Here is a 21,289-nt window from a genome sequence, read left to right on the forward strand (position 1 = left end):
CACTAAACGAATCCCTTAACTATAAATCTCCACCCGTTCTCAATTCTACCCCTAATCCATAACCAATCCAATACCAAAAACTTTGACTGTGCTCTACTGTAGTAGCACCTACTCCAGCAGCAAGCCCGTCTTCAAAATTATTTCCTCCGTCAATCTTCTTACACTCTCTAATATTCATTTCCTGAACACCTAAATTTTCTAAATTCATAATTGTAAATTTTAATAAATAAAAAATATTGAAGTTTAGTTCAAAAAGTAAATAACAAACAAAGATGAACTTTTCTTCCTTAATTGTTTTTGTCATTAAAAATCGGCCGAATTTTAAATCTCCTATAAAGTTAATTGAGAGCAGTCCAGTAAACTTGGACTTTAGCAATTATTTTTCAATAAATATTTTTTCATTACGCACAACCAAAATTACTCCATCCAATTTAAGACATAAAGGTATTTTATATTATATTTGTTCTTATTCAAAATAATTCTAAATAAAATCTCATGTTTGAGAAACTTAAAAAGCGTTGGGAGATCACCTCTAACATCCAATTGATACTTATTTTTATTGCCTTTTCGGTTACCGGAAGTCTAGCGGTTATGGTACGCAAACTTGTTTTTTCCTACTTGTCGATTGGTTCTGACACAAACCTGCTGATTAAAATTTTCATGAGCATTTTAATAATCACCCCAACCTACCAAGTGTTTTTAATTATTGTTGGTAGTTTATTGGGCCAATTTCGATTCTTTTGGAAATTTGAGAAGAAAATGCTGAGCCGTTTTATCCCTAAAAAGAAAAAACAACCTCTATCCTAGAAAAAGCGATATGGACCAAGAACACAATCACACTTACATGAATAAAGAAATAATCGCCGAAAAATTTCGCCTGCTACAAGACAGAATATGCAAAGCCATTGAAACAACCGATGGAAAAGCAAATTTTATGGAAGATACTTGGGAACGCAAAGAAGGTGGCGGCGGTAGAAGTAGAGTAATAGTGAATGGTAACATTATAGAAAAAGGTGGAGTTCAATTCTCAGCAGTTCACGGCAAATTACCAGAAAAAATCAAACACAAATTAAATCTTTCCAATTCAAATTTCTTTGCAACCGGAGTCTCACTAATCATGCATCCCGAAAACCCTCATGTGCCAATTGTACACATGAATGTTCGTTACTTCGAATTAGAGGATGGTACGTTTTGGTTCGGTGGAGGAATCGATCTAACTCCTATTTATATAAATGTGGATCAAGCCAAAGATTTTCACAAGGAACTGAAAGAAGTATGCGATCGTCATCATCCGGAATATTATTCAAAATTTAAAACTTGGGCTGATGATTATTTCTTTCTTCCCTTTCGGGAAGAAACCCGCGGTATTGGAGGAATATTCTTCGATCATTTAAATGGCACAGATGGTTTAAGCAAGGAGGAAATTTTTAATTTCACAATGGATGTAGGCAATTTATTTGCACCTCTTTACTGTCGAATACTGAGTCAGAACAAGGGGGAAAGATATTCGGAGAAAGAAAAAGACTGGCAATTGCACCGGCGGGGAAGATACGCAGAATTCAACCTGGTACTTGATAAAGGAACCAAATTTGGACTGGATACCAATGGAAGAACCGAATCAATACTGGTCAGCATGCCACCCGAAGTAAAATGGACTTATCAGTACCCGATTGAAAGCGGTTCCAAAGAAGAGTTAACACTTTCTCTTCTAAAAAAAGGAATTAACTGGGTGGAATAAGTACAATCCTGTTTATACCAATTTAATTTCAAAACAGACTTTAATTAAAATGAATTAATTTTTAGCTGTATCGAGGCAAAAAAGTAAAGCATAGCCATGTTACGATGCATCTTTTTTAACGAAGATATAGCTGAAAAGAAACATTTTATAAGGCATGTTTTGATGTTAATTTGGTATTACTTACCAAATCAAAAAACAATTCGCTGTTTGATTTGTTTAGCAGTGGAAGAAAATTTTTATTACTTTAAACTGGGAAACAGCTAAACACTCCCTTTTTATCTAAATAATCAACACGAACACTATGCCAAAAAAAACGACTGTTTTACTACTCAATTTAGGAACGCCAAAAAGTCCTGATGTATCAGATGTTCGCACCTATCTTTTCGAATTCCTAAACGATCCGAGAGTAATTGATATTCCCTGGTTGTTACGTAAAATATTAGTAAACCTTATTATCGTTCCTTTTCGGGCAAAAGGTTCATCAAAAATCTACAAGAAATTGTGGACCAAAGAAGGTTCTCCATTGATGATTTACGGAGAAAAAGTAAAAGGTTTGCTTCAAGAGGAACTGGATTCCAATTTTACTGTAGAGCTGGCCATGCGCTATCAGCAACCATCGATGAAGAACGTTTTGGATAAAATACAAAAGGATATGCCTCAGAAGTTGATTATTCTTCCAATGTATCCGCAATATGCTTCCTCATCAACAGGTTCTACCTTCCAGAAGGCAATGGAAATTATCAAATCCTGGGAAGTAATTCCTGAAGTGAAATTTGTAAACCAATTCTTCGACCATGAAGGATACCTGGATACTATTGCTGAAAATGCCAAAAAGCATGATTTAAACGATTTTGATCATTTTATATTCTCTTATCATGGACTGCCAATCCGCCAAATAAACAAAGTTCATCCTAACCGGAATTGTTTTAAATGCGATTGTCACAAAAAATTTATTCCTGAAACAGATTATTATTGTTACCGTTCAACCTGCTTTGAGACCAGTCGCTTATTAGCTGAAAAATTATCTATTCCTAAAGAAAAATATACCGTTTCCTTTCAATCCCGATTGGACAAAAACTGGCTGGAACCTTTCTCTGATAAAGTAGTGGAAGAAGAAGCTAAAAATGGCACAAAAAAGATACTTGTTTTCAGCCCTGCTTTTGTTGCTGATTGCCTGGAAACAACAGTAGAAATTGGAATAGAATATCGAGAAATTTTCGAAAAAAACGGTGGCGAAAAATTAGCCTTGGTTGAGAGTCTAAACGATCATCCAAAGTGGATTGCGACCTTGAAGGATTTGGTAATTAATTCATAATCTCAAATTATTAATTCGCCTAAGAAGCTGTTTAAATTTATTAATAGCATTTGCAGAGAAATATCAAAAATAAGGGAGGTCGTTATTATTTGTTAATGCCTTCACCAAAGGCTTAAACGTCCATTATTATTTGTTAATACCTCCACCAAAGGCTTAGGCAAGTCATTATAATATGTTAACGGCTTCGTTAAATGAAAAAATCACAATTATAATTTTATAAAAGCGAGGGCAATACATTAGGCAGGCAATTATTAGTTATTAATACCAATTAAATTTCAAAAGTATCTTTAGAAGCTGTTTAAATTTATTTTTAGAAATTTTTATCGAAGAAAAAAGGCTCAGAATAAGGCAAATTTGATGCGGATAGTGGTTCTATTTAACGCAATTATGAGGTTTTTGGCTTATGAAAAAGCTAAAGGATAAATTTTTAAACAGTTTCTAATTTTAAGCCCGATCAATAGTTGCTTCCCAAAAATACATAGGAGGATTACACTCCTTGAAACCTTCCGAAAGGTAAAGATTTTGAGCTGTTTGATTGTCGTTTCGAACCTCTAAGGTTATTTTGCAGCAATCTATCTTCCTGGCAATGGCTTTAACAGATTTCATTAAGAACCGCCCTACACCTTTCCCCCTATAATCAGGTAAAACTATTAAGTCATGAATGTTTATGAGGGAAGACATCTTGAAAGTTGAAAAATTCACAAAGCAATTTGCCAAAGCAATATATTCATTCTCATTTTGCACTAAAACCCCAATATAATTAGCCTGTTTTTGCAATCCACATACTAATTCTTGAAATGAATCGGCATGTAATGGCTTTTCACAGCCCATCCGATCCAACATATACGCATTCATTAAATTGAACAATGCAGTCTGATGATCCGAATCATCAAAATTCAGCTCTACAAAGGAAAAAGGAAGTGTTGTCATGTTTTCGGTTTGTAAAAGCATTTACAGTTTGGAAATCTATTTTAAAATTACACTTTAAAACGCCAGGTTTCAATCTCATATTTTTTCACTCTTGTCCCCAGCATTCTCTCTGTAATACAAAGCAATTCAGCCGCTTTTGTTACATTCCCGGCCGTAGTCGTGAGTGCGTCCCGAATCAATTGTTTTTCAAGCTGCTCAACCACAACCATCATTCCACCTTCCATTACACTGTTTGTTGAATCGGCAGTTTGAAGAGTTGGAGGTAAATCGTAACTATGAATAACATTATCTTTCGTCATTATGCACGATCGTTCAATCACATTCTCCAGTTCCCTAATATTTCCCGGCCAACGATGAACCATCAACATATTTACTGCAGATGTTGTAATTCTTTTAATTTGAAAATTATTCTTTCGGTTAAACTTATCGATAAAATGATCAACCAAAATTGGAATATCATCTCTTCTGTGTCGTAAAGGAGGAATAAATATTGGAAAAACATTAATTCTGTAATAGAAATCTTCTCTAAAATCACCATTCTCAATTAGCTCCTCCAAATTACGGTTTGTTGCTGCCACTATTCGCACATCAACCTTAATGGTTTTAGATCCCCCCACACGTTCAAACTCTCTTTCCTGCAAAACCCGTAACAATTTTACTTGCGTAGATAAAGGCAAATCACCTATTTCATCCAAAAAAATTGTTCCCCCATCGGCCAATTCAAATCTCCCCTTTCTCATTTGATCGGCACCCGTATAAGCTCCTTTTTCATGTCCAAAAAGTTCACTTTCAATTAAGCTTTCCGGCAATGCAGAACAATTTACTTTAATGAGCTTACGATCCTTTTGTTTGCTTTTGGCATGTATTTCCTCAGCAAATAGTTCTTTTCCAATCCCGCTTTCGCCACGCAACAAAACCGTGCTGTTTGTTTGGGCCACCCGACTTACCAATGCATATAAATCACACATTTTGCCTGAGTTACCAATAATGTTATGCGGTTTTTGGCTATCGAGCTGACTTTTCAATTCTCTGTTTTGTTCTCGTAATGCTTCTAATTCTTCAAGCTTAGCTTGCTTATAACGAGCCGTTTTTGCAATCATCGATCCAACAATACTCAATAGCTGAATATCCTCATTAACAGAAATGTTGGAATTGTAAATTCTCACAACACTTAAGGCACCCATTACAACATTATCAAGCAAAAGCGGCACACAAATAAAAGTTAACTCGTGTCCGTCTTTTGTAAGTTCCGTTTTAATTTTGTTGATAAAAAGTTTCGATTTTGATATTTCAGAAATAACAACAGGCCTGGCCAATTCAACAACCTTACCTATAATTCCTTCACCCAAATCGTACTTTCCCCTTGCTTGCTGCGATGCACTTAATCCATAGGCAGCCTCAATCATCATCCGGTTTGTTTGCCGATTAAAAATCGTGATAAAACTTCTTTCGGCATTCAAATGTTTCACCAAACAAGCTAATATCGGAGATAAATCCTTTTTTAATTCATTACTGTTCAAAAGTCTTTGGCTTATATCGAAAAGAAGAGACATTTCATTAAAACCATAACATTCGTCGCCTGCTTTTTTGCATTTTAAACTCATAAGCGAATATTTAAGGGGGTACATCTGCAAAATTATAAAAAAAGCAACAATACCCCTACAAAAACACACAAATCATTTAATAATTTATGCATATTACAAATCACACCCCATCAAAAACACAGACTGACACAAATAAAAACACATTAAAAACCAACACACCCCCATTTAAACAATTCCCATCACTTACAAAACCATTTTGGAACAATTTGAATCCTAAATTCAAATTTTGTTTAAAATACATTTCTGTATGAATCAAATAATCAAACAGATCGAAATCCCTTACTGAACCAACGATTACACACTTAAATTCAAATATGTACTCCAAAACCATCTTTCCTACAAATTTGTAGGAAATCGAAGTGCCTGCAATGCAAAACAAATACGGACAAAACAACAATAAACATCTCTGCAATAAATACTTAAACACCAAAAAACAACAAAGACTACAAAGCTAAAAAAGCAAATGGTACGCTTTATGAATACGGCTTGGCAACTATTAACCCAAATAAAAATAACAGACATGAGAAAAATTGCCATTTACGGAAAAGGTGGAATTGGAAAATCAACTACAACCCAAAACACTGTAGCAGGTCTAGTTGAAGCTGGAAAAAACATCATGGTTGTTGGATGTGATCCCAAAGCCGACTCCACAAGATTATTATTAGGAGGATTAGCTCAAAAAACAGTTCTTGACACACTGCGCGAAGAAGGAGAAGATGTTGATTTGGATGATATTGTTCGTCCTGGTTACGGTGGAGTAAGATGCGTTGAATCAGGAGGACCTGAACCAGGAGTTGGTTGCGCCGGTCGTGGAATTATTACTTCGATTAATATGTTGGAACAGTTAGGTGCCTGGGATGACAAATACGAAATAGACTACACATTCTACGATGTGCTTGGTGATGTGGTTTGCGGAGGTTTTGCAATGCCAATCCGTGAAGGTAAAGCGGAAGAAATTTACATTGTTGTTTCTGGTGAAATGATGGCCATGTATGCTGCAAACAATATCTGTAAAGGAATTCAAAAATATGCACAGAACGGAGTTGTTCGTTTGGGAGGCTTAATTTGCAATTCACGTAATGTTGATCACGAAAGTGATATGATTGAAGAATTAGCACGAAAACTGGGCACACAAATGATTCACTTTGTTCCCCGTGACAATGTTGTTCAAAGAGCTGAAATTCATCGTAAAACAGTAATTGAATATGAACCTGAACATGGTCAGGCCGATGAATACCGTAAATTATCCAATGCGATCAATGATAATGAAATGTTTGTAATTCCTACACCTCTGGAAATGGAAGAACTGGAAAAACTTCTAATCGATTTTGGCATTGACGCCTAATAAATCCTACCCAAATTACAAAACACATTATTCCAAACATTTAAAACAATACAGACTATGTTAATGATAAAAGCAATAATCCGCCCTGAAAAAACCAATAAGGTCTTAAAAGCTCTGTTTGAAGCTGGATACATCGCTGTAACAAAAATGCCGGTGGTTGGCCGCGGTAAGCAGCGGGGAATCAAAATAGGTGATGTTACTTACGATGAACTGCCTAAAGAAATGCTGATGATGGTTATTAAAGATGAAGACAAAGACTTCGCCATCAATACTATTTTGGATGCTGCCCGATCCACTCCAAAAGGAGCCTTCGGTGATGGAAAAATATTCGTATCTCCAGTTGATGAAGCCTATACAATAAGCAGAGGTACCAAAGAATTATAAACCTAAAAACTCGAAGGTATGAAGTGTATAATGTCCATTATCAAGATTAATAAAATGAACAAAACCAAACGGGCTTTGCGTGATGCCGGATTTTCTTCGATGACTGCAACAGGTAGTGTATTCGGACGCGGCAAAGGCCTTTGGGATGCTAAAGTTTTAGAAGGTGTGAAGAATGATCAGCCTGAAGCATTGGAGCTTTTAGGAAAAGAACCCAGACTTCGCCCTCAACGCCTGCTTCAAGTTGTTGTTCCGAACCATAAGGTATCAGAATGTATCGAAACAATAATCGAAGCCAATCAATCAAAAAGCCCAGGAGATGGTAAAATTTTCGTTTTGCCTGTAAATGAAGCGATACGTGTAAGAACTGCAGAAAGCGGTGATCAAGTTCTGGATAATTAAACGAAAAGCTATGGTAAAAAAATTAGATATAACACAGGGTTTGCCGGATCCATCGAAAGTGATGGATGAGATCATGGCAAAATACCCGACAAAAATTGCCAAAAAACGTCAAAAGTCATTGGTGGTTAATGATCCTGCCGAAGGAAAAGAAATTCAAGCCAACGTAAGAACCATTCCGGGAATTATTACTCAACGAGGATGTACTTACGCAGGATGTAAAGGGGTAGTATTAGGCCCAACAAGAGATATTATTAATTTGGTTCACGGGCCAATTGGCTGCAGTTTTTACGCCTGGCTTACAAGAAGAAACCAAACCAGACCTGCTGAAGGAGAAGATAACTTTATTACCTACAGTTTTTCTACCGACATACAGGATTCTAACATTGTATTTGGTGGTGAAGCTAAGCTAAAAGATGCCGTTCGCGAAGCATTCGAGATTTTTAAACCCAAAGCAATTGGCATTTTCTCAACCTGCCCTGTTGGTTTAATCGGAGATGATGTGCACTCAGTATCCCGCGAGATGAAAGAGGAATTGGGAATTAATATTTTCGGTTTTAGCTGCGAAGGATACCGCGGTGTATCTCAATCGGCGGGTCACCACATTGCGAACAATGGTGTATTCAAAAATGTAATCGGCAACAACAACAGAGACCGTATTGGCAAATTCCAAATCAATCTGCTTGGCGAATACAATATTGGTGGTGATGCTTTTGAATTGGAAAGATTGTTTGATGAAGCTGGAATCACTTTGCTGTCCACTTTTAGTGGTAACTCTACGATCGAAAGTATGGAATATGCCCATACCGCTGACCTTAATCTGATTATGTGTCACCGCTCCATCAATTACATTGCTGAGATGATGGAAGAGAAATATGGTATTCCTTGGGTGAAAGTTAGTTTCATTGGTGCAGAAGGCAGTGCAAAAGCTCTTCGTAAAGTCGCTGAGTATTTTGATGATGCTGAGCTAAGTGCAAAAGTGGAAGAGATTATAGAACGCGAGATGAAGAAAGTGGAAGTGGTAAGAGAAGCTGTAAAAGCAAAAACAGAAGGCAAATTAGCCATGATGTTTGTTGGAGGTTCAAGAGCTCATCATTATCAGGATTTATTCTCGGAAATAGGTGTAACCACAGTATCGGCAGGATATGAATTTGCTCACCGTGACGATTACGAAGGCAGAGATGTTATTCCTAGCATTAAAATTGATGCCGACACCCGAAACATTGAAGATCTGACTGTTGAAAAAGATCTTGAATTATACCGCGAAGACTTAGCTGTAAAAAAAGAAAAACTTCTTAAAAATGGTTACGAATTCAGCAACTATGACGGTATGATGCCCGAAATGAAAAAGAACTCACTGGTTATTGATGACATCAACCATTGGGAAACTGAAAAGCTGATTGAGTACTATAAACCTGATATTTTTTGTGCAGGTATTAAAGAAAAATATGTGGTGCAAAAGTCGGGAGTTCCATTGAAACAATTACACAGCTACGATTACGGTGGACCCTATGCCGGTTTTGAAGGAGCAATCAATTTCTATCTGGAAATGGAGCGCATGCTCTGCACAAGAATCTGGAAAATGGTGACTACACCTTGGAAAACCGACCCTGAAATTGTTGGAAGTTTTGCCATTAACGAATAAAGGAGGACAAATAGATGTTATTAAATCATACAACAAGTAAAATAGTAGAGAGAAAGGCCTTAACGGTAAATCCGGCGAAGACCTGTCAGCCTATTGGTGCAATGTATGCCGCATTAGGAATACACGGATGTTTGCCTCACAGTCATGGCTCACAAGGCTGCTGTTCTTATCACAGAAGTACTTTAACCCGACACTACAAAGAACCCGTAATGGCTGCAACCAGTTCATTTACCGAAGGTTCATCTGTTTTTGGCGGACAAGCAAACTTACTGCAGGCAATCACAAATATTTTTACCATATACGAGCCGGATATAATTGCAGTGCATTCCACATGTTTATCAGAAACAATTGGCGATGACTTAGGTCAGATTGTAAGTAAGGCTGCATCGGATGGTAAAATTCCGGAAGGAAAGCACGTGATACAGGCTCCAACTCCAAGTTACGTAGGTAGTCATGTAACTGGTTATGCCAATATGCTGGAAGGTATTGTAAAATATTTCGCTAAAAAAAGCGATAGTCTTAAAAATCAGCTGAATATTCTCTCTGGTTGGGTAGAACCTTCTGACATGAGAGAATTAAAAAGAATTTTAAAACTAATGAAGGTGAAAAATGTTTTGCTTCCTGACACTTCAGATGTTTTGGATTCGCCTATGAACGGGAAATTTGAAATGTATCCGAAAGGAGGAACTACAATTCCTGAAATGGTAAGCATGGGTGACAGCCTTCATACCCTTGCCTTGGGTGAATGGGCAACGGAAAAAGCAGCTATCAATCTCGACAATCAGTGTAAAGTAAAATTCAGCATACAGGATCTGCCAATTGGTATTCAGGCAACTGATCGTTTTATTCAGTCACTGGCAAAACTTGGATCTGTTTCTGTTCCTGAATCCATTAACGATGAACGTGGACGTTTGATTGATGTGATTACTGATATGCACCAATACCTGTATGGTAAACGTGTAGCATTATGGGGTGATCCCGATCAATTGATTCCATTAGCAGAGTTTTTGGTAGACATGGATATGAAACCAGTTTACATTGTTTCAGGAACTCCCGGTAAAACATTCGAAAAAAGAATGGAAAAGATTCTAAGCAAAAGTGTACCAGAGGCCAAATATAAAAACGGTGCCAATGCCGATATGCTTTTAATGCACCAATGGATCAAAGAAAATCCTGTGGATCTGTTAATTGGAAACACCTATGGAAAATACATTTCGAGAGATGAAAAGATTCCATTTGTACGAATGGGCTTCCCTATTATCGACCGCGTTGGACACAGTTATTTTCCAACACTAGGTTATATGGGAGGATTGAGAATTCTTGAAAAAATTCTTTCAGTACTTATGGATCAGCAGGATGCAACTTGCCCTGAAGAATCATTCGAGTTGGTAATGTAGTGATGCGACGAAATGAAGGAGGTTACTGGCTAATTTGCAAATCATACCCTTTTCTCATAGCTAGGATAAAACGTCTCCCACCTCCTTCATTTTTATCACTCGTTTTGAATAAAAAACAATACGAAGAAAAATTTCTTCCCTCTCAATATAAACCTGTGCATTACACATATATAACTAACGACAATGGAGAGAATAATCAAAGAACGATCCACTCAGGTACACACAATAGGAACATCAGCCCACGATTTAGATTGTGAGAAGAAAAGCTTAGCCGGAAGTGTCAGCCAACGCGCCTGTGTATTTTGCGGCTCGCGGGTTGTACTTTATCCCATTGCCGATGCACTGCACCTGATTCACGGCCCCATAGGTTGTGCCGCTTACACCTGGGATATCCGCGGTGCATTATCCTCTGGACCACAATTGCACCGATTAAGTTTTTCGACCGATTTACGCGAACGTGATGTGGTTTTTGGCGGAGAACCAAAACTCTATACTGCACTTACTGAATTAATTGAAGCCTACAAACCAAAAGCAGCATTTGTCTACTCCACCTGTATTGTAGGTGTTATTGGCGATGACGTTGAAGCAGTCTGCCGAAGAGTATCTGCAGAACAAAAAATAGATGTATTGCCTGTAATGGCGGAAGGTTTTAAAGGCACAAAAAAAGACGGGTACAAAGCTGCCTGCGATGCTTTGGCCAAACTTGTCGGCACAGATAATGAATTTCAGGCACCTCCTTTTAGCATAAACATTTTGGGAGATTTTAATTTGGCTGGAGAACTATGGATGCTAAAGGAATATTACGAAAAAATTGGTATAAACATTATTACCTGCCTTACCGGCGATGGCAGAATAAATGAAATTCGTCAGGCACACAAAGCCTCCATAAATGTAGTTCAATGCTCTGGTTCAATGATGCATCTGGCCAAAGAAATGGAAGAAAAATACGGGATTCCATTCATAAAAGTATCCTATTTCGGGATTGAAGATATGGCTGATGCCCTTTACGAAGCAGCCGGTTTTTTTAAGAACGATGAAATGCTTCAAAAAGCAAAAGATTTAGTTTCGAAAGAAATTAGGACTTTACTACCTGCTTTAACTCCATTCAAAGAAAAATTACAAGGCAAAAAGGCCGCGATTTATGTTGGTGGTGCCTTTAAGGCAATCAGCTTGGTGAAAGCCCTTCGGTTAATTGGAATGAAAACCGTAATGGTAGGATCGCAAACCGGAAACAAAGACGATTACAATTTGCTTAAAAAATTGTGCGATGAAGGAACCATTATTGTTGATGATTCAAATCCGAATGAACTTTCAGAATTTGTAAAAGAAAAAGGAGTTGACCTCTTTATTGGCGGCGTAAAAGAACGTCCGATTGCCTACAAATTAGGAATTGGGTTCTGCGATCACAATCACGAAAGAAAAGAAGCATTGGCTGGTTTCGAAGGCATGCTAAACTTTGCAAACGAGGTTTACGCCTCGGTAACCAGTCCTGTATGGAAATTCTTTAAACGCTAACTCACATGGAAAAAATCCCAACTTTATCATATATCAGACCATTTGTATCAACACGAAATGCGTGTAAACTGTGCTCACCCTTGGGTGCCTGTATTGCGATAAAGGGCATTGAAGGTTGCGTTCCTGTAATTCACGGCTCTCAAGGGTGCGCCACCTACATTCGTCGTTACATGATTAGTCATTACAAGGAGCCTGTAGATATTGCATCTTCCAATTTTAGCGAAGAAACTACCATTTTTGGAGGAGAGGCAAATTTAAAAACTGCACTAACCAATGTTACCAATCAATATCAGCCAATGGCAATTGGCGTTGCTACAACATGCCTGAGCGAAACCATTGGGGAAGACGTTGCATCACAACTAAGTCACATAAGAAACGACAGCACCAGTTCCAATTTACCAAGTTTGTTTACCGTTTCAACACCAAGTTATCAGGGAACTCACATGGATGGATTTCATGCAACAGTATTAGCTGTTGTCAAAAACTATGCGAAAAAATTACCATCTGCTGACAAAATCAATTTTTTCCCAGGCTTTGTTTCACCTTCAGATATTCGGCATATCAAAGAAATAGTAGCTGACTTTGATCTTACAACAACAATTTTACCCGATTACTCGGATACTTTGGACAACCCCGTTTGGGATCAATATTATCGTGTACCAAAAGGAGGTACTCCAATATCAGAGCTTGAAAAAATGGGAGAAGCCTACGCATCGGTTGAATTGGGTGTTTTTACTGCAGTAAAACAAGGCGGGCAAAACGGAGGAACTGAAGTCAGCGGAGCATCGTGGCTGGAAAGTGAACACAGCGTAAAAAACCACCAATGCCTTTTACCAATTGGCATGAGCAATAGTGATTCTTTATTTGATATTCTAAGTAAAATAAGCGGGAAAGACATTCCTGTGAAATATCGAATGCAGAGAGGTCGCTTACTGGATTCCTATGCCGATGGACACAAATACATTTTTGGAAAAAAGGCTGTGGTTTACGGCGAAGAAGATTTAGTTCTGGCCTTGTGTTCATTTCTTGATGAAATAGGAGTCGAAGTTGTTTTGGCAGCCTCGGGAGCAAACAGCGGAAAGCTTCAAAAAGAAATCATCAGACATTGTCCGGAACATGGAAAAACCATCAAAGTAATTAGTGATTCTGATTTTGAACAAATCAATGAGGCGTGCAATACAATTAAACCAGACTTTTTAATCGGAAACAGCAAGGGAAATTACATTGCCGGCAATTTCAATATTCCGCTGATAAGAGTCGGCTTTCCTATTCACGATCGAATTGGAGGACAACGGATTACTCTTCTTGGTTATCAGGGGACTCAGGAATTATTCGACAAGGTGGTAAATGCCATGATTGAATACAAACAAAACAATTCTCCTATCGGATATAAATACATGTAAAAGAGAGAATTTACAATTAATAAAAGTTAAGAAATCTCACATAAAAGTCGCATCATGAAAGATTTATCAACTCATCCTTGTTTCAACAAAGACGCACATCATAAATATGCCCGGGTACATTTGCCCGTAGCTCCAACTTGTAATGTGAAATGCAACTATTGCAATCGAAAATTCGACTGTGTAAACGAAAGCAGACCCGGAGTTACCAGCAGCGTTTTATCACCCGATCAAGCCTTAAGCTATCTTATTAAATTGGTGGAAATAATGCCGGAGCTTAAAGTGGTTGGAATTGCAGGACCTGGCGATCCTTTTGCCAATCCTACCCAAACCATGAAAACGCTTCATTTGGTTCGGGATAACTTTCCGGATATGCTGCTTTGCCTATCTACAAATGGCTTAAATGCAGCCCCTTATATCGATGAATTAAAAGAGCTGGACGTATCTCATGTTACAATCACTTTAAACAGCTTACGCCCCGAAACTTTGGCAAAAGTTTACAGTTGGGTACGACACGACAAAAGAGGATATTTTGGAGCGCAAGCCGGAGAATATCTACTTCAAAGACAATTGGAAGCAATAGCCAAACTAAAGGAAGCCGGCATTACTGTAAAGGTAAATACCATTATAATGCCGGGAATCAACGATCATGAAATTGCAGAAATTGCAGAAAAAATTGCATCACTTGGAGTGGATTTAATGAATACAATTCCATTGTTTCCGGTAAAAGATACCGCCATGGAACACATGGAGGAACCTACTCCTGATTTTATGAAATCCTTACGTAAAAAGGTAGAAGTATTTCTTCCTCCGATGTCTCATTGCGCACGATGCAGAGCCGACGCGGCAGGATTACTCGGAAAAGATTCTGCAGAAGCCGCCAAGTTACTTTCCGAAACAGCTCTTCTTACAGTTGAAAAAGGAGAAGAAAGACCTTGTGTTGCAGTCACCTCTATGGAAGGAATTTTGGTGAATCAACATTTGGGTGAAGCAGATCGAATTCACGTTTTCAGAGAAACACCCAAAGGATACAAACTGGTAAATGTTAGGGCAACTCCCGACACTGGTCAAGGCGATTCCCGTTGGGAAAAACTAGCGGAAACTTTGGCTGACTGCAGAGCAATTTTAGTTGGAGGAATCGGCAAAAAACCAGCAGGTATTCTAGGTCGAAGCGGAATTAAAATCATCGAGATGAGCGGACTAATCGACCAAGGCTTGGATTCTGTTTACAAAGGCACCGAACTTCGTTCCCTATGCAAAACCGAAATGACAAAATGTGGAACAGGATGTACTGGTTCTGCTACTGGATGCGGTTGATAAAACAACAGCCAAAATTCAAATGATCAATTAAAAACACATAAAATCTTTATCATCATGAAGAAACCTGAATTTCACATTTTAGTTTGCAATTCATTTCGAATTGCAGGAGAAGCGCAAGGATATTGCAATAAAAACGGATCAGTAGACATGGTTCAATATCTTATGGAAGAATGTGCAGACAGAGGTATAGACGCGACAATTTCAACCACCGGCTGCCTAAATGTTTGCTCACAAGGTCCGGTAATGGTAGTTCATCCAAACAACTTATGGTATGGAGGCGTAACACCGGATCGAATTGATGAAATTCTGGATGCTCTGGAAGAAGGCGAAGCTGTTACCGAATATTTAATTGCCGAATAGATTACGTATAACTCTTTAATAAAAAACACCATGCACATCATCGATACCACTCTTCGCGATGGAGAACAGGCACCTGGAGTAGTTTTCTCTCTTGAAGAAAAGCTGAAAATTGCAGCTCTGTTGGATGAGGCTGGTGTAAAAGAATTGGAAATAGGAACACCCGCCATTTCCTTAGGGGATGAAGAAGACATTAGAATCATCAACGATCAAAGATTTCGTTTCAATGCCACCTGTTGGGCGCGGGCCTGCACCAACGATCTGCAGGCCGCTGCCCGAACGGGTGTTTCAAGAATCAATATCTCTTTCCCGGTTTCAGCAATTCATCTGGCATCGATTGGAAAAGACCGGAATTGGATGCTTGGCACCTTATCAACAATAGTTAAACAAGCTCAAAATATGTTTGAATTCGTTGCTGTCGGTGCACAAGATGCTTCCCGTTGCCAAACTGATTTGCTTGATGATTTTGTTTTTGCTGCTGAAATGCTAAAGGTGAATCGAATTCGACTGGCTGATACCGTAGGCATTATGAATCCCATGTCGGTGCAAAAACTGTTTGAAAGATATCAACATTGTTTAGACGGAACAGAATTGGAATTTCACGCTCACAACGATTTGGGAATGGCAACAGCCAATACCATTGCCGCTTTAAGTGCAGGAGCCAATGCCGTTTCTGTAACCGTGAACGGTCTTGGAGAACGGGCTGGCAATGCCGCCTTGGAAGAAGTTGTGGCGGCTATGGCATTTTCACTTTCCGAATCCAGTGGAATTAATTTAAAAAGCTGTATTCAGCTTTGTGAATTTGTAGAAATGGCTTCCGGACGAAGAAACTCAGAATCAAAACCCATTTCAGGCGAAAAAGTTTACAGTCATGAATCGGGAATTCATTGCAACAGCCTTCTCAAGGATCCAATGAGTTATCATGCTTTTGACCCGCAGTTAATCGGGCAAAAAAGTCAATTTATTATAGGTAAACATTCCGGTTTGGCTGTTCTAAAAAATACCTTAAAAGAAATGGGAATTCATTTAAACAACAAGCAAAGTCAATTATTTATTGAAGCTGTAAAAAAGCTCTCAGCCAGAAAAAAATCAGGCCTAAACAGGAATGAATTAAAGCAATTATACAATAACTTATTTTGCTGCTCTAATTAATTTCAACACAAAAAGACCAAATCACAAAACAAACATTCAAAAGTCAATTCTGTGGTAATATGTGGTAAATTAGGTTACTGCCAGGCTTCCTGTAAAAAGGAAGTTTGGCAGTTTTTTTATTTCTGATTAAAAAATCTCCATCTAGTCCATTGTTGTTTTAAAACGTTCATCAGATTTCAATGTTTTGTGCTTTTCATCCCATTTCCGATCTAACCAACCGGATTTTATATTTTCGCGATTATCAAACTGTCCAAAAAATGGTTTAATATCCAACAAAGGTGTGCCATCCAAAACATCCGCATCCTCAACATGAAGAATATTCCCATCTATACTTATCAATTTCACAGTTGAAATACCAATTGCATTTGGTCTGCGAGGCGAACGGGTTGCAAAAACACCATGCTCTTCTGTATCCATAAAGGGGATTACTCTTAATTTGTAATCTGTTACTTTATGCAAATGGTAAAGCAAAGTAATATGAGAAAACTCCTCCAAATCTTTTAATCCATCAACAAATTCAGATTTTAATTCAACACTGGCCTTCACCCCCTTCGCTCCCATTGGCTGTATCGGCATATTTTCAAGGGTTTTATATGAAGTTCGGATAGTTCCTATGGTTTCAAATTTAATTCCTGACATCGTAACAATTTTAAAATGAACACTAAAATTAACAATTCTCACCAAAATAAAAGAGGTTGCCCCCAATAAACGAAGCAACCTCTATTGTATGCTAAATCTGTTTCAATTATTACAGATTAAATCTCATTATCCGCAAAAATTCCGGTCTATTCAAATTCATCACTATTTACTTCCATTTCTGCAATTGGTTTTAAATGTGCAGGAACCTCTTCATTAAGCTCATCGCTAAAATATGGGAATACATCCATTAGTGGACTTTCTGAAATTGCAGGAATTTCATAAGGAACAATCATTGTACTTAAACACTCTTCCAAAAACTCATATGCCTGCTTTACATTATTAGCCTGAGTAAGCATATATTGAGTCGCTTTTTTCTCTTTTCCAGAAGCTTCATCAACATCTACAAAGGAAACCTTCGCCTTAAACCAACGATCGCCATTCTCGTTTGGATACAATTCTGTCACATTCGATTTACTGATGTTTGTAACGTTAAAATCTCCGCTGATCATTTGTTCCAATTCCTTGTGAATTCTTGCTTCAGCCTCTGTAAAAGATACAGCATCAACCAAATATGGCTCAGACACCTTTCTTTCCTTGCCAGATGCTTCATCAATTTTCACATATTTTACTTTGCACTCGAACCAATTATTTGTCATCATATTCTATTATTTTTTTTTGATTAACAAAGATAAAATAATCATCCGCTAATTTTAGTCTGATTAAAAAAACAAAGGGAATAACTTTTCAGTTATTCCCTTTTTGTAGCGAGAGGCGGGCTTGAACCGCCGACCTCGTGATTATGAATCACGCGCTCTAACCAGCTGAGCTACCTCGCCGTTTTTGCTGGATTGCGGTGCAAATATAATTGCATTTTAGTTCTAAAAAAAATCTTTTAATTGGAAATTGAATCAAGCTTCGGTTTAAATAGGGCAAACTATCTCAATAACAGAAATATTACACTTAAAATTTATTTTATTTTTTTCCAAAAAAGCAAATAATCCTTACTCAATTAAAAAAAACAGGCCAAAAATATGAACCAATTTCGTATCTAAAAGTAGTCTGCCTGCCACAATTTAATCGCAAAACAGCCTCCTCCCGTTAAATATCGAAATATCCCGATTCAAATCAATTCTCGAAGACTGGAAATATGTCAGAATCAAATCCCGTTTGGTTCTGCATTTTAATAAAAAAACAAAGGGAATAACTCTTCAGTCATTCCCTTTTTGTAGCGAGAGGCGGGCTTGAACCGCCGACCTCGTGATTATGAATCACGCGCTCTAACCAGCTGAGCTACCTCGCCGTTTTTCTAACGAGGTGCAAATATAAAATCCTTTTTCATTTAAAAAAAATCCTCACCCTTTTTTTTCTAAAAAGTTTAGAATTGCAATCTCTAAAACTTATTTCTTAAATTTTCCTTATATTACTAGAATTAAACTATTGATAAAATAAAAAGCACAGAACAATATGAGAATCCGGCAAGTTTTAATCCTGTTTTTTTTTATTCCATATTCTTAAGTATCTTGCGAAAAATTTCAGTAGTAACTTACAATTCACGTTTTTAGTTAGAAAAAATCCAGTATTTTGGGTTATATGAAAAAGCTATAGACTTGTATAAATGGTTTTTACATATTTACATCTAATTATTTTACTAAATCAAAGCCCGTCCAATGCAACAATTTGAACTCGAATATGTGCTCCATGCCTCACAGAAAGTAATTTACGATAGATTAAGCAGTGCTAGTGGTTTATCAGAATGGTTTGCTGATGATGTTAATCAAAAAGGAAAAATTTTTACTTTCATTTGGGAAGGCTCCGAACAACAAGCAGAATTACTAATGAAAAAAGACAATCGCCTTGTGCGTTTTCATTGGTTAGACAGTGATGATGATGATAGCTTCTTCGAATTCAAAATTGAAATAGATGCTTTAACCAACGATTTATCTCTAATCATTACAGATTATGCTGAAGAAGATGAGGTTGATGAAGGGATAGAATTATGGGACTCTCAGATTTCAGAGCTAAAACAAGTTTTAGGTATATGATTTTTTAACACTCCACATTTACGAAACCTAATTAAAATACCTTATTTTTGTATTCCTCAAGACCAGTCTCATCGTGTTATTGGTCTTGTTTTGTATGGAACAAATCGTGAAGTTTCAACAAACATGATTTACTAATCTGGTTGAAAGATATTTTAGATTCCATTTATCAACCAAAATGGCAAGGAATGAAAAGATTGCATTCATTTATTTTAAAAAGCTTTTTAGGGCCTCTGGCATTTACCTTTTTTATCTGCATGTTTGTGTTACTCATGCAATTTTTATGGCGCTACATAGATGAATTGGTAGGAAAAGGTCTGGACTGGACTGTTATTGCAGAATTTCTATTTTATGTTTCTGCGACTTTAGTGCCAATGGCACTTCCTTTGGCTATTCTATTAGCCTCCATAATGACCTTCGGCAATATGGGTGAAAATTACGAACTTATAGCAATGAAAGCGGCTGGAATATCCTTACAAAGGATCATGAAACCATTAACCATTCTAATTATCCTGATTAGTTTAGGTGCGTTCTATTTCTCCAACAATATAATGCCTATTGCTTCCCTTAAAACAACAACCTTACTGCGCGATATTAAAAGACAAAACCCTGAATTAATTCTTAAAGAGGGAATTTTTACCAACGACTTACCAAAATTTAGTGTTAAAGTTGGCAAAATAGATAAAAACACAGGAATGATGTATGATCTTTTGATTTATGATCATCGTGAAAATCTAGGCAATACAGATGTAACTGTAGCCGATTCGGGAACTATGGTAACTTCAGCTGACAAGCTAACCATGAATCTTACGCTTTACAGTGGTAATATTTATCAAGAAGTAAAACAAAAACCCCGAAACAGAAACAAAAATCATCCGTCCCGAAGAATAAAATTTAGAGTATTTAAACAAAATATTTCGTTGCCGGGCACAGATTTAAAGAGAACTGACGAAAATGTTTACAAAAACAGTTACAGAATGCTGAATTTGGGACAATTGGTAAATCAGGAAGACTCTCTTGAACTCAACCTAAAAAAAGAAAAAGATAATTTTACTAAAAGTTTGCTTGCCAGACATTATTTTCAAAAAGAACCTAAGAACTTATTAAGAGACTCAATAAAATCAGTCTTGATTACAGAAAAGATACAAGATGCTGATTCCTTGTTCAATAAACTTTCCTTATCAAAAAAGCTTACTACAATTAGTTATGCTTTAAACAAAGGCAGAAAAGCCCGTGAAAATATTTCCAGAAAAGACGGCGAATTTTCAGGTCAAATTAAATGGATTAGAAAATACACCAACGAATGGCATCGCAAATTCACATTGCCTTTTGCCTGCTTTATTTTTTTCTTTATTGGAGCGCCTCTTGGAGCAATCATCAGAAAAGGCGGATTGGGTATGCCGGTAATTATCTCGATTTTATTTTTTATTGTATACTACATTATTTCGATGACAGCAGAACGTTTTTCAAAAGAATTGGTTCTTGAACCGGTTTGGGGCATGTGGATGTCTTCACTAATCGTTCTGCCTTTAGGAATAATTCTTACTTATAAGGCAACAACCGACTCCACGGTATTCAATATTGAGAATTATATTGATTTCTTTAAGAAAATTAATCCTCTTAAATTTTTTAAGAAAAAAGATGCATAAACTATCCCTCATTTTAGGATTACTTTTTATTCTTATATCAGGTTCCTGCAGCACTTCAGAGCCGCCGCAAAATAAGGAAGTAGATGAATTCATTAATAAATGGCACAAAGCTGCAGCTGAGGCAGAATTAACATCCTATTTTGATATGATGAGTGAAAATGCCATTTATATTGGCACAGATGCAGGCGAACGCTGGACTAAAAAAGAATTTTTCGCATTCTGCGAACCTCACTTTTTAAAAGGAAAAACCTGGGATTTTAAACCTTTCGACCGACAAATATATTTCTCCGACGATAACAAAACCATCTGGTTTGATGAATTACTAAATACATGGATGGGCGTTTGCCGGGGATCAGGCGTAATTGTTCTTGAAAATGGAGAACTTAAAATTTCACATTATCATCTGTCAGTCACTATTAAGAATGAAAAGATGAACGAATTTTTACTAATCAATCAGGAATAGC

The 21,289-nt window shown here is 37.2% G+C and carries 21 protein-coding genes and 2 tRNA genes; 16 read left to right on the forward strand and 7 right to left on the reverse strand.

Translation table 11 applies throughout. The features are described from left to right. Positions 1-19 precede the first annotated feature (19 nt). Complete coding sequence (locus tag GQR60_RS07055; RefSeq protein ID WP_124992257.1) at positions 20-304, reverse strand: hypothetical protein; 285 nt, start codon at positions 302-304, stop codon at positions 20-22. Between the two features lie 191 nt (positions 305-495). Between GQR60_RS07055 and GQR60_RS07060 the strand changes: the two genes are divergently transcribed. From GQR60_RS07060 to hemH, 3 genes are all read left to right on the forward strand, one after another. Then, positions 496-807, forward strand: coding sequence for a DUF6787 family protein (locus tag GQR60_RS07060; protein WP_124992258.1), 312 nt, complete (start codon positions 496-498; stop codon positions 805-807). Positions 808-844: 37 nt separating this feature from the next. Continuing rightward, complete coding sequence (gene hemF / locus GQR60_RS07065) at positions 845-1,738, forward strand: oxygen-dependent coproporphyrinogen oxidase (protein ID WP_124992259.1); 894 nt, start codon at positions 845-847, stop codon at positions 1,736-1,738. Positions 1,739-2,039: 301 nt separating this feature from the next. Further along, complete coding sequence (gene hemH / locus GQR60_RS07070) at positions 2,040-3,053, forward strand: ferrochelatase (RefSeq protein ID WP_124992260.1); 1,014 nt, start codon at positions 2,040-2,042, stop codon at positions 3,051-3,053. A gap of 444 nt (positions 3,054-3,497) precedes the next feature. Here the strand turns inward: hemH and GQR60_RS07075 are convergent, their stop codons facing one another. Next, positions 3,498-3,983, reverse strand: coding sequence for a GNAT family N-acetyltransferase (locus GQR60_RS07075; RefSeq protein WP_160463432.1), 486 nt, complete (start codon positions 3,981-3,983; stop codon positions 3,498-3,500). A 47-nt stretch (positions 3,984-4,030) separates the two neighbouring features. After that, the gene (locus GQR60_RS07080) at positions 4,031-5,587 is read right to left on the reverse strand and encodes a sigma-54 interaction domain-containing protein (protein ID WP_124992262.1); all 1,557 of its coding nucleotides are present in this window, start codon (positions 5,585-5,587) and stop codon (positions 4,031-4,033) included. A 520-nt stretch (positions 5,588-6,107) separates the two neighbouring features. On the opposite strand from GQR60_RS07080, the gene nifH reads away from it, so the two are divergent. The 10 genes from nifH (at position 6,108) to GQR60_RS07130 (ending at position 16,498) form a co-directional block, all read left to right on the forward strand. Beyond that, positions 6,108-6,932, forward strand: coding sequence for a nitrogenase iron protein (gene nifH, locus GQR60_RS07085; protein ID WP_101310083.1), 825 nt, complete (start codon positions 6,108-6,110; stop codon positions 6,930-6,932). Positions 6,933-6,995: 63 nt separating this feature from the next. After that, positions 6,996-7,316, forward strand: a complete 321-nt coding sequence (locus GQR60_RS07090) for a P-II family nitrogen regulator (protein WP_218973094.1) — start codon at positions 6,996-6,998, stop codon at positions 7,314-7,316. A gap of 18 nt (positions 7,317-7,334) precedes the next feature. Next, a complete protein-coding gene (locus GQR60_RS07095) occupies positions 7,335-7,715 on the forward strand; it encodes a P-II family nitrogen regulator (RefSeq protein ID WP_101310081.1) in 381 nt (126 codons plus the stop codon). Positions 7,716-7,725: 10 nt separating this feature from the next. Next, entirely contained in the window at positions 7,726-9,357 is a 1,632-nt protein-coding gene (gene nifD / locus GQR60_RS07100) for a nitrogenase molybdenum-iron protein alpha chain (protein ID WP_124992263.1), read from the forward strand. 14 nt (positions 9,358-9,371) lie between these two features. Beyond that, the gene (gene nifK, locus GQR60_RS07105) at positions 9,372-10,754 is read left to right on the forward strand and encodes a nitrogenase molybdenum-iron protein subunit beta (protein ID WP_124992264.1); all 1,383 of its coding nucleotides are present in this window, start codon (positions 9,372-9,374) and stop codon (positions 10,752-10,754) included. 183 nt (positions 10,755-10,937) lie between these two features. Then, entirely contained in the window at positions 10,938-12,269 is a 1,332-nt protein-coding gene (gene nifE, locus GQR60_RS07110) for a nitrogenase iron-molybdenum cofactor biosynthesis protein NifE (protein ID WP_124992265.1), read from the forward strand. 5 nt (positions 12,270-12,274) lie between these two features. Continuing rightward, positions 12,275-13,672, forward strand: a complete 1,398-nt coding sequence (locus tag GQR60_RS07115; RefSeq protein ID WP_124992266.1) for a nitrogenase component 1 — start codon at positions 12,275-12,277, stop codon at positions 13,670-13,672. A 54-nt stretch (positions 13,673-13,726) separates the two neighbouring features. Further along, positions 13,727-14,986: a radical SAM protein gene (locus tag GQR60_RS07120; RefSeq protein WP_124992267.1), complete on the forward strand. Its 1,260-nt coding sequence runs from the start codon at positions 13,727-13,729 to the stop codon at positions 14,984-14,986. Positions 14,987-15,043: 57 nt separating this feature from the next. After that, entirely contained in the window at positions 15,044-15,349 is a 306-nt protein-coding gene (locus tag GQR60_RS07125) for a (2Fe-2S) ferredoxin domain-containing protein (RefSeq protein WP_124992268.1), read from the forward strand. 30 nt (positions 15,350-15,379) lie between these two features. Continuing rightward, positions 15,380-16,498 carry a homocitrate synthase/isopropylmalate synthase family protein gene (locus tag GQR60_RS07130; protein ID WP_124992269.1) on the forward strand — a complete coding sequence of 373 codons (1,119 nt, stop codon included), beginning with the start codon at positions 15,380-15,382 and terminating at the stop codon, positions 16,496-16,498. A 141-nt stretch (positions 16,499-16,639) separates the two neighbouring features. Here GQR60_RS07130 and tsaA read toward each other — a convergent pair whose 3' ends face one another. The 4 genes from tsaA to GQR60_RS07150 form a co-directional block, all read right to left on the reverse strand. Continuing rightward, positions 16,640-17,137 carry a tRNA (N6-threonylcarbamoyladenosine(37)-N6)-methyltransferase TrmO gene (gene tsaA, locus GQR60_RS07135; protein WP_124992270.1) on the reverse strand — a complete coding sequence of 166 codons (498 nt, stop codon included), beginning with the start codon at positions 17,135-17,137 and terminating at the stop codon, positions 16,640-16,642. Between the two features lie 146 nt (positions 17,138-17,283). Next, a complete protein-coding gene (locus tag GQR60_RS07140) occupies positions 17,284-17,796 on the reverse strand; it encodes a DUF4494 domain-containing protein (protein WP_225441361.1) in 513 nt (170 codons plus the stop codon). A 103-nt stretch (positions 17,797-17,899) separates the two neighbouring features. After that, a tRNA-Met gene (locus GQR60_RS07145) sits at positions 17,900-17,973 on the reverse strand. A 390-nt stretch (positions 17,974-18,363) separates the two neighbouring features. Continuing rightward, positions 18,364-18,437 (reverse strand) — tRNA-Met (locus GQR60_RS07150). Between the two features lie 367 nt (positions 18,438-18,804). Between GQR60_RS07150 and GQR60_RS07155 the strand changes: the two genes are divergently transcribed. From GQR60_RS07155 to GQR60_RS07165, 3 genes are all read left to right on the forward strand, one after another. After that, a complete protein-coding gene (locus tag GQR60_RS07155) occupies positions 18,805-19,179 on the forward strand; it encodes an START-like domain-containing protein (RefSeq protein ID WP_124992271.1) in 375 nt (124 codons plus the stop codon). A 185-nt stretch (positions 19,180-19,364) separates the two neighbouring features. Beyond that, complete coding sequence (locus GQR60_RS07160; protein ID WP_124992272.1) at positions 19,365-20,825, forward strand: LptF/LptG family permease; 1,461 nt, start codon at positions 19,365-19,367, stop codon at positions 20,823-20,825. Continuing rightward, complete coding sequence (locus GQR60_RS07165; protein ID WP_124992273.1) at positions 20,818-21,288, forward strand: nuclear transport factor 2 family protein; 471 nt, start codon at positions 20,818-20,820, stop codon at positions 21,286-21,288. Before GQR60_RS07160 ends, GQR60_RS07165 begins: the two co-directional genes overlap by 8 nt. Position 21,289: the final 1 nt, after the last annotated feature.

It is taken from the genome of Labilibaculum euxinicum (assembly GCF_009795715.1).
Lineage (GTDB): Bacteria > Bacteroidota > Bacteroidia > Bacteroidales > Marinifilaceae > Labilibaculum > Labilibaculum euxinus.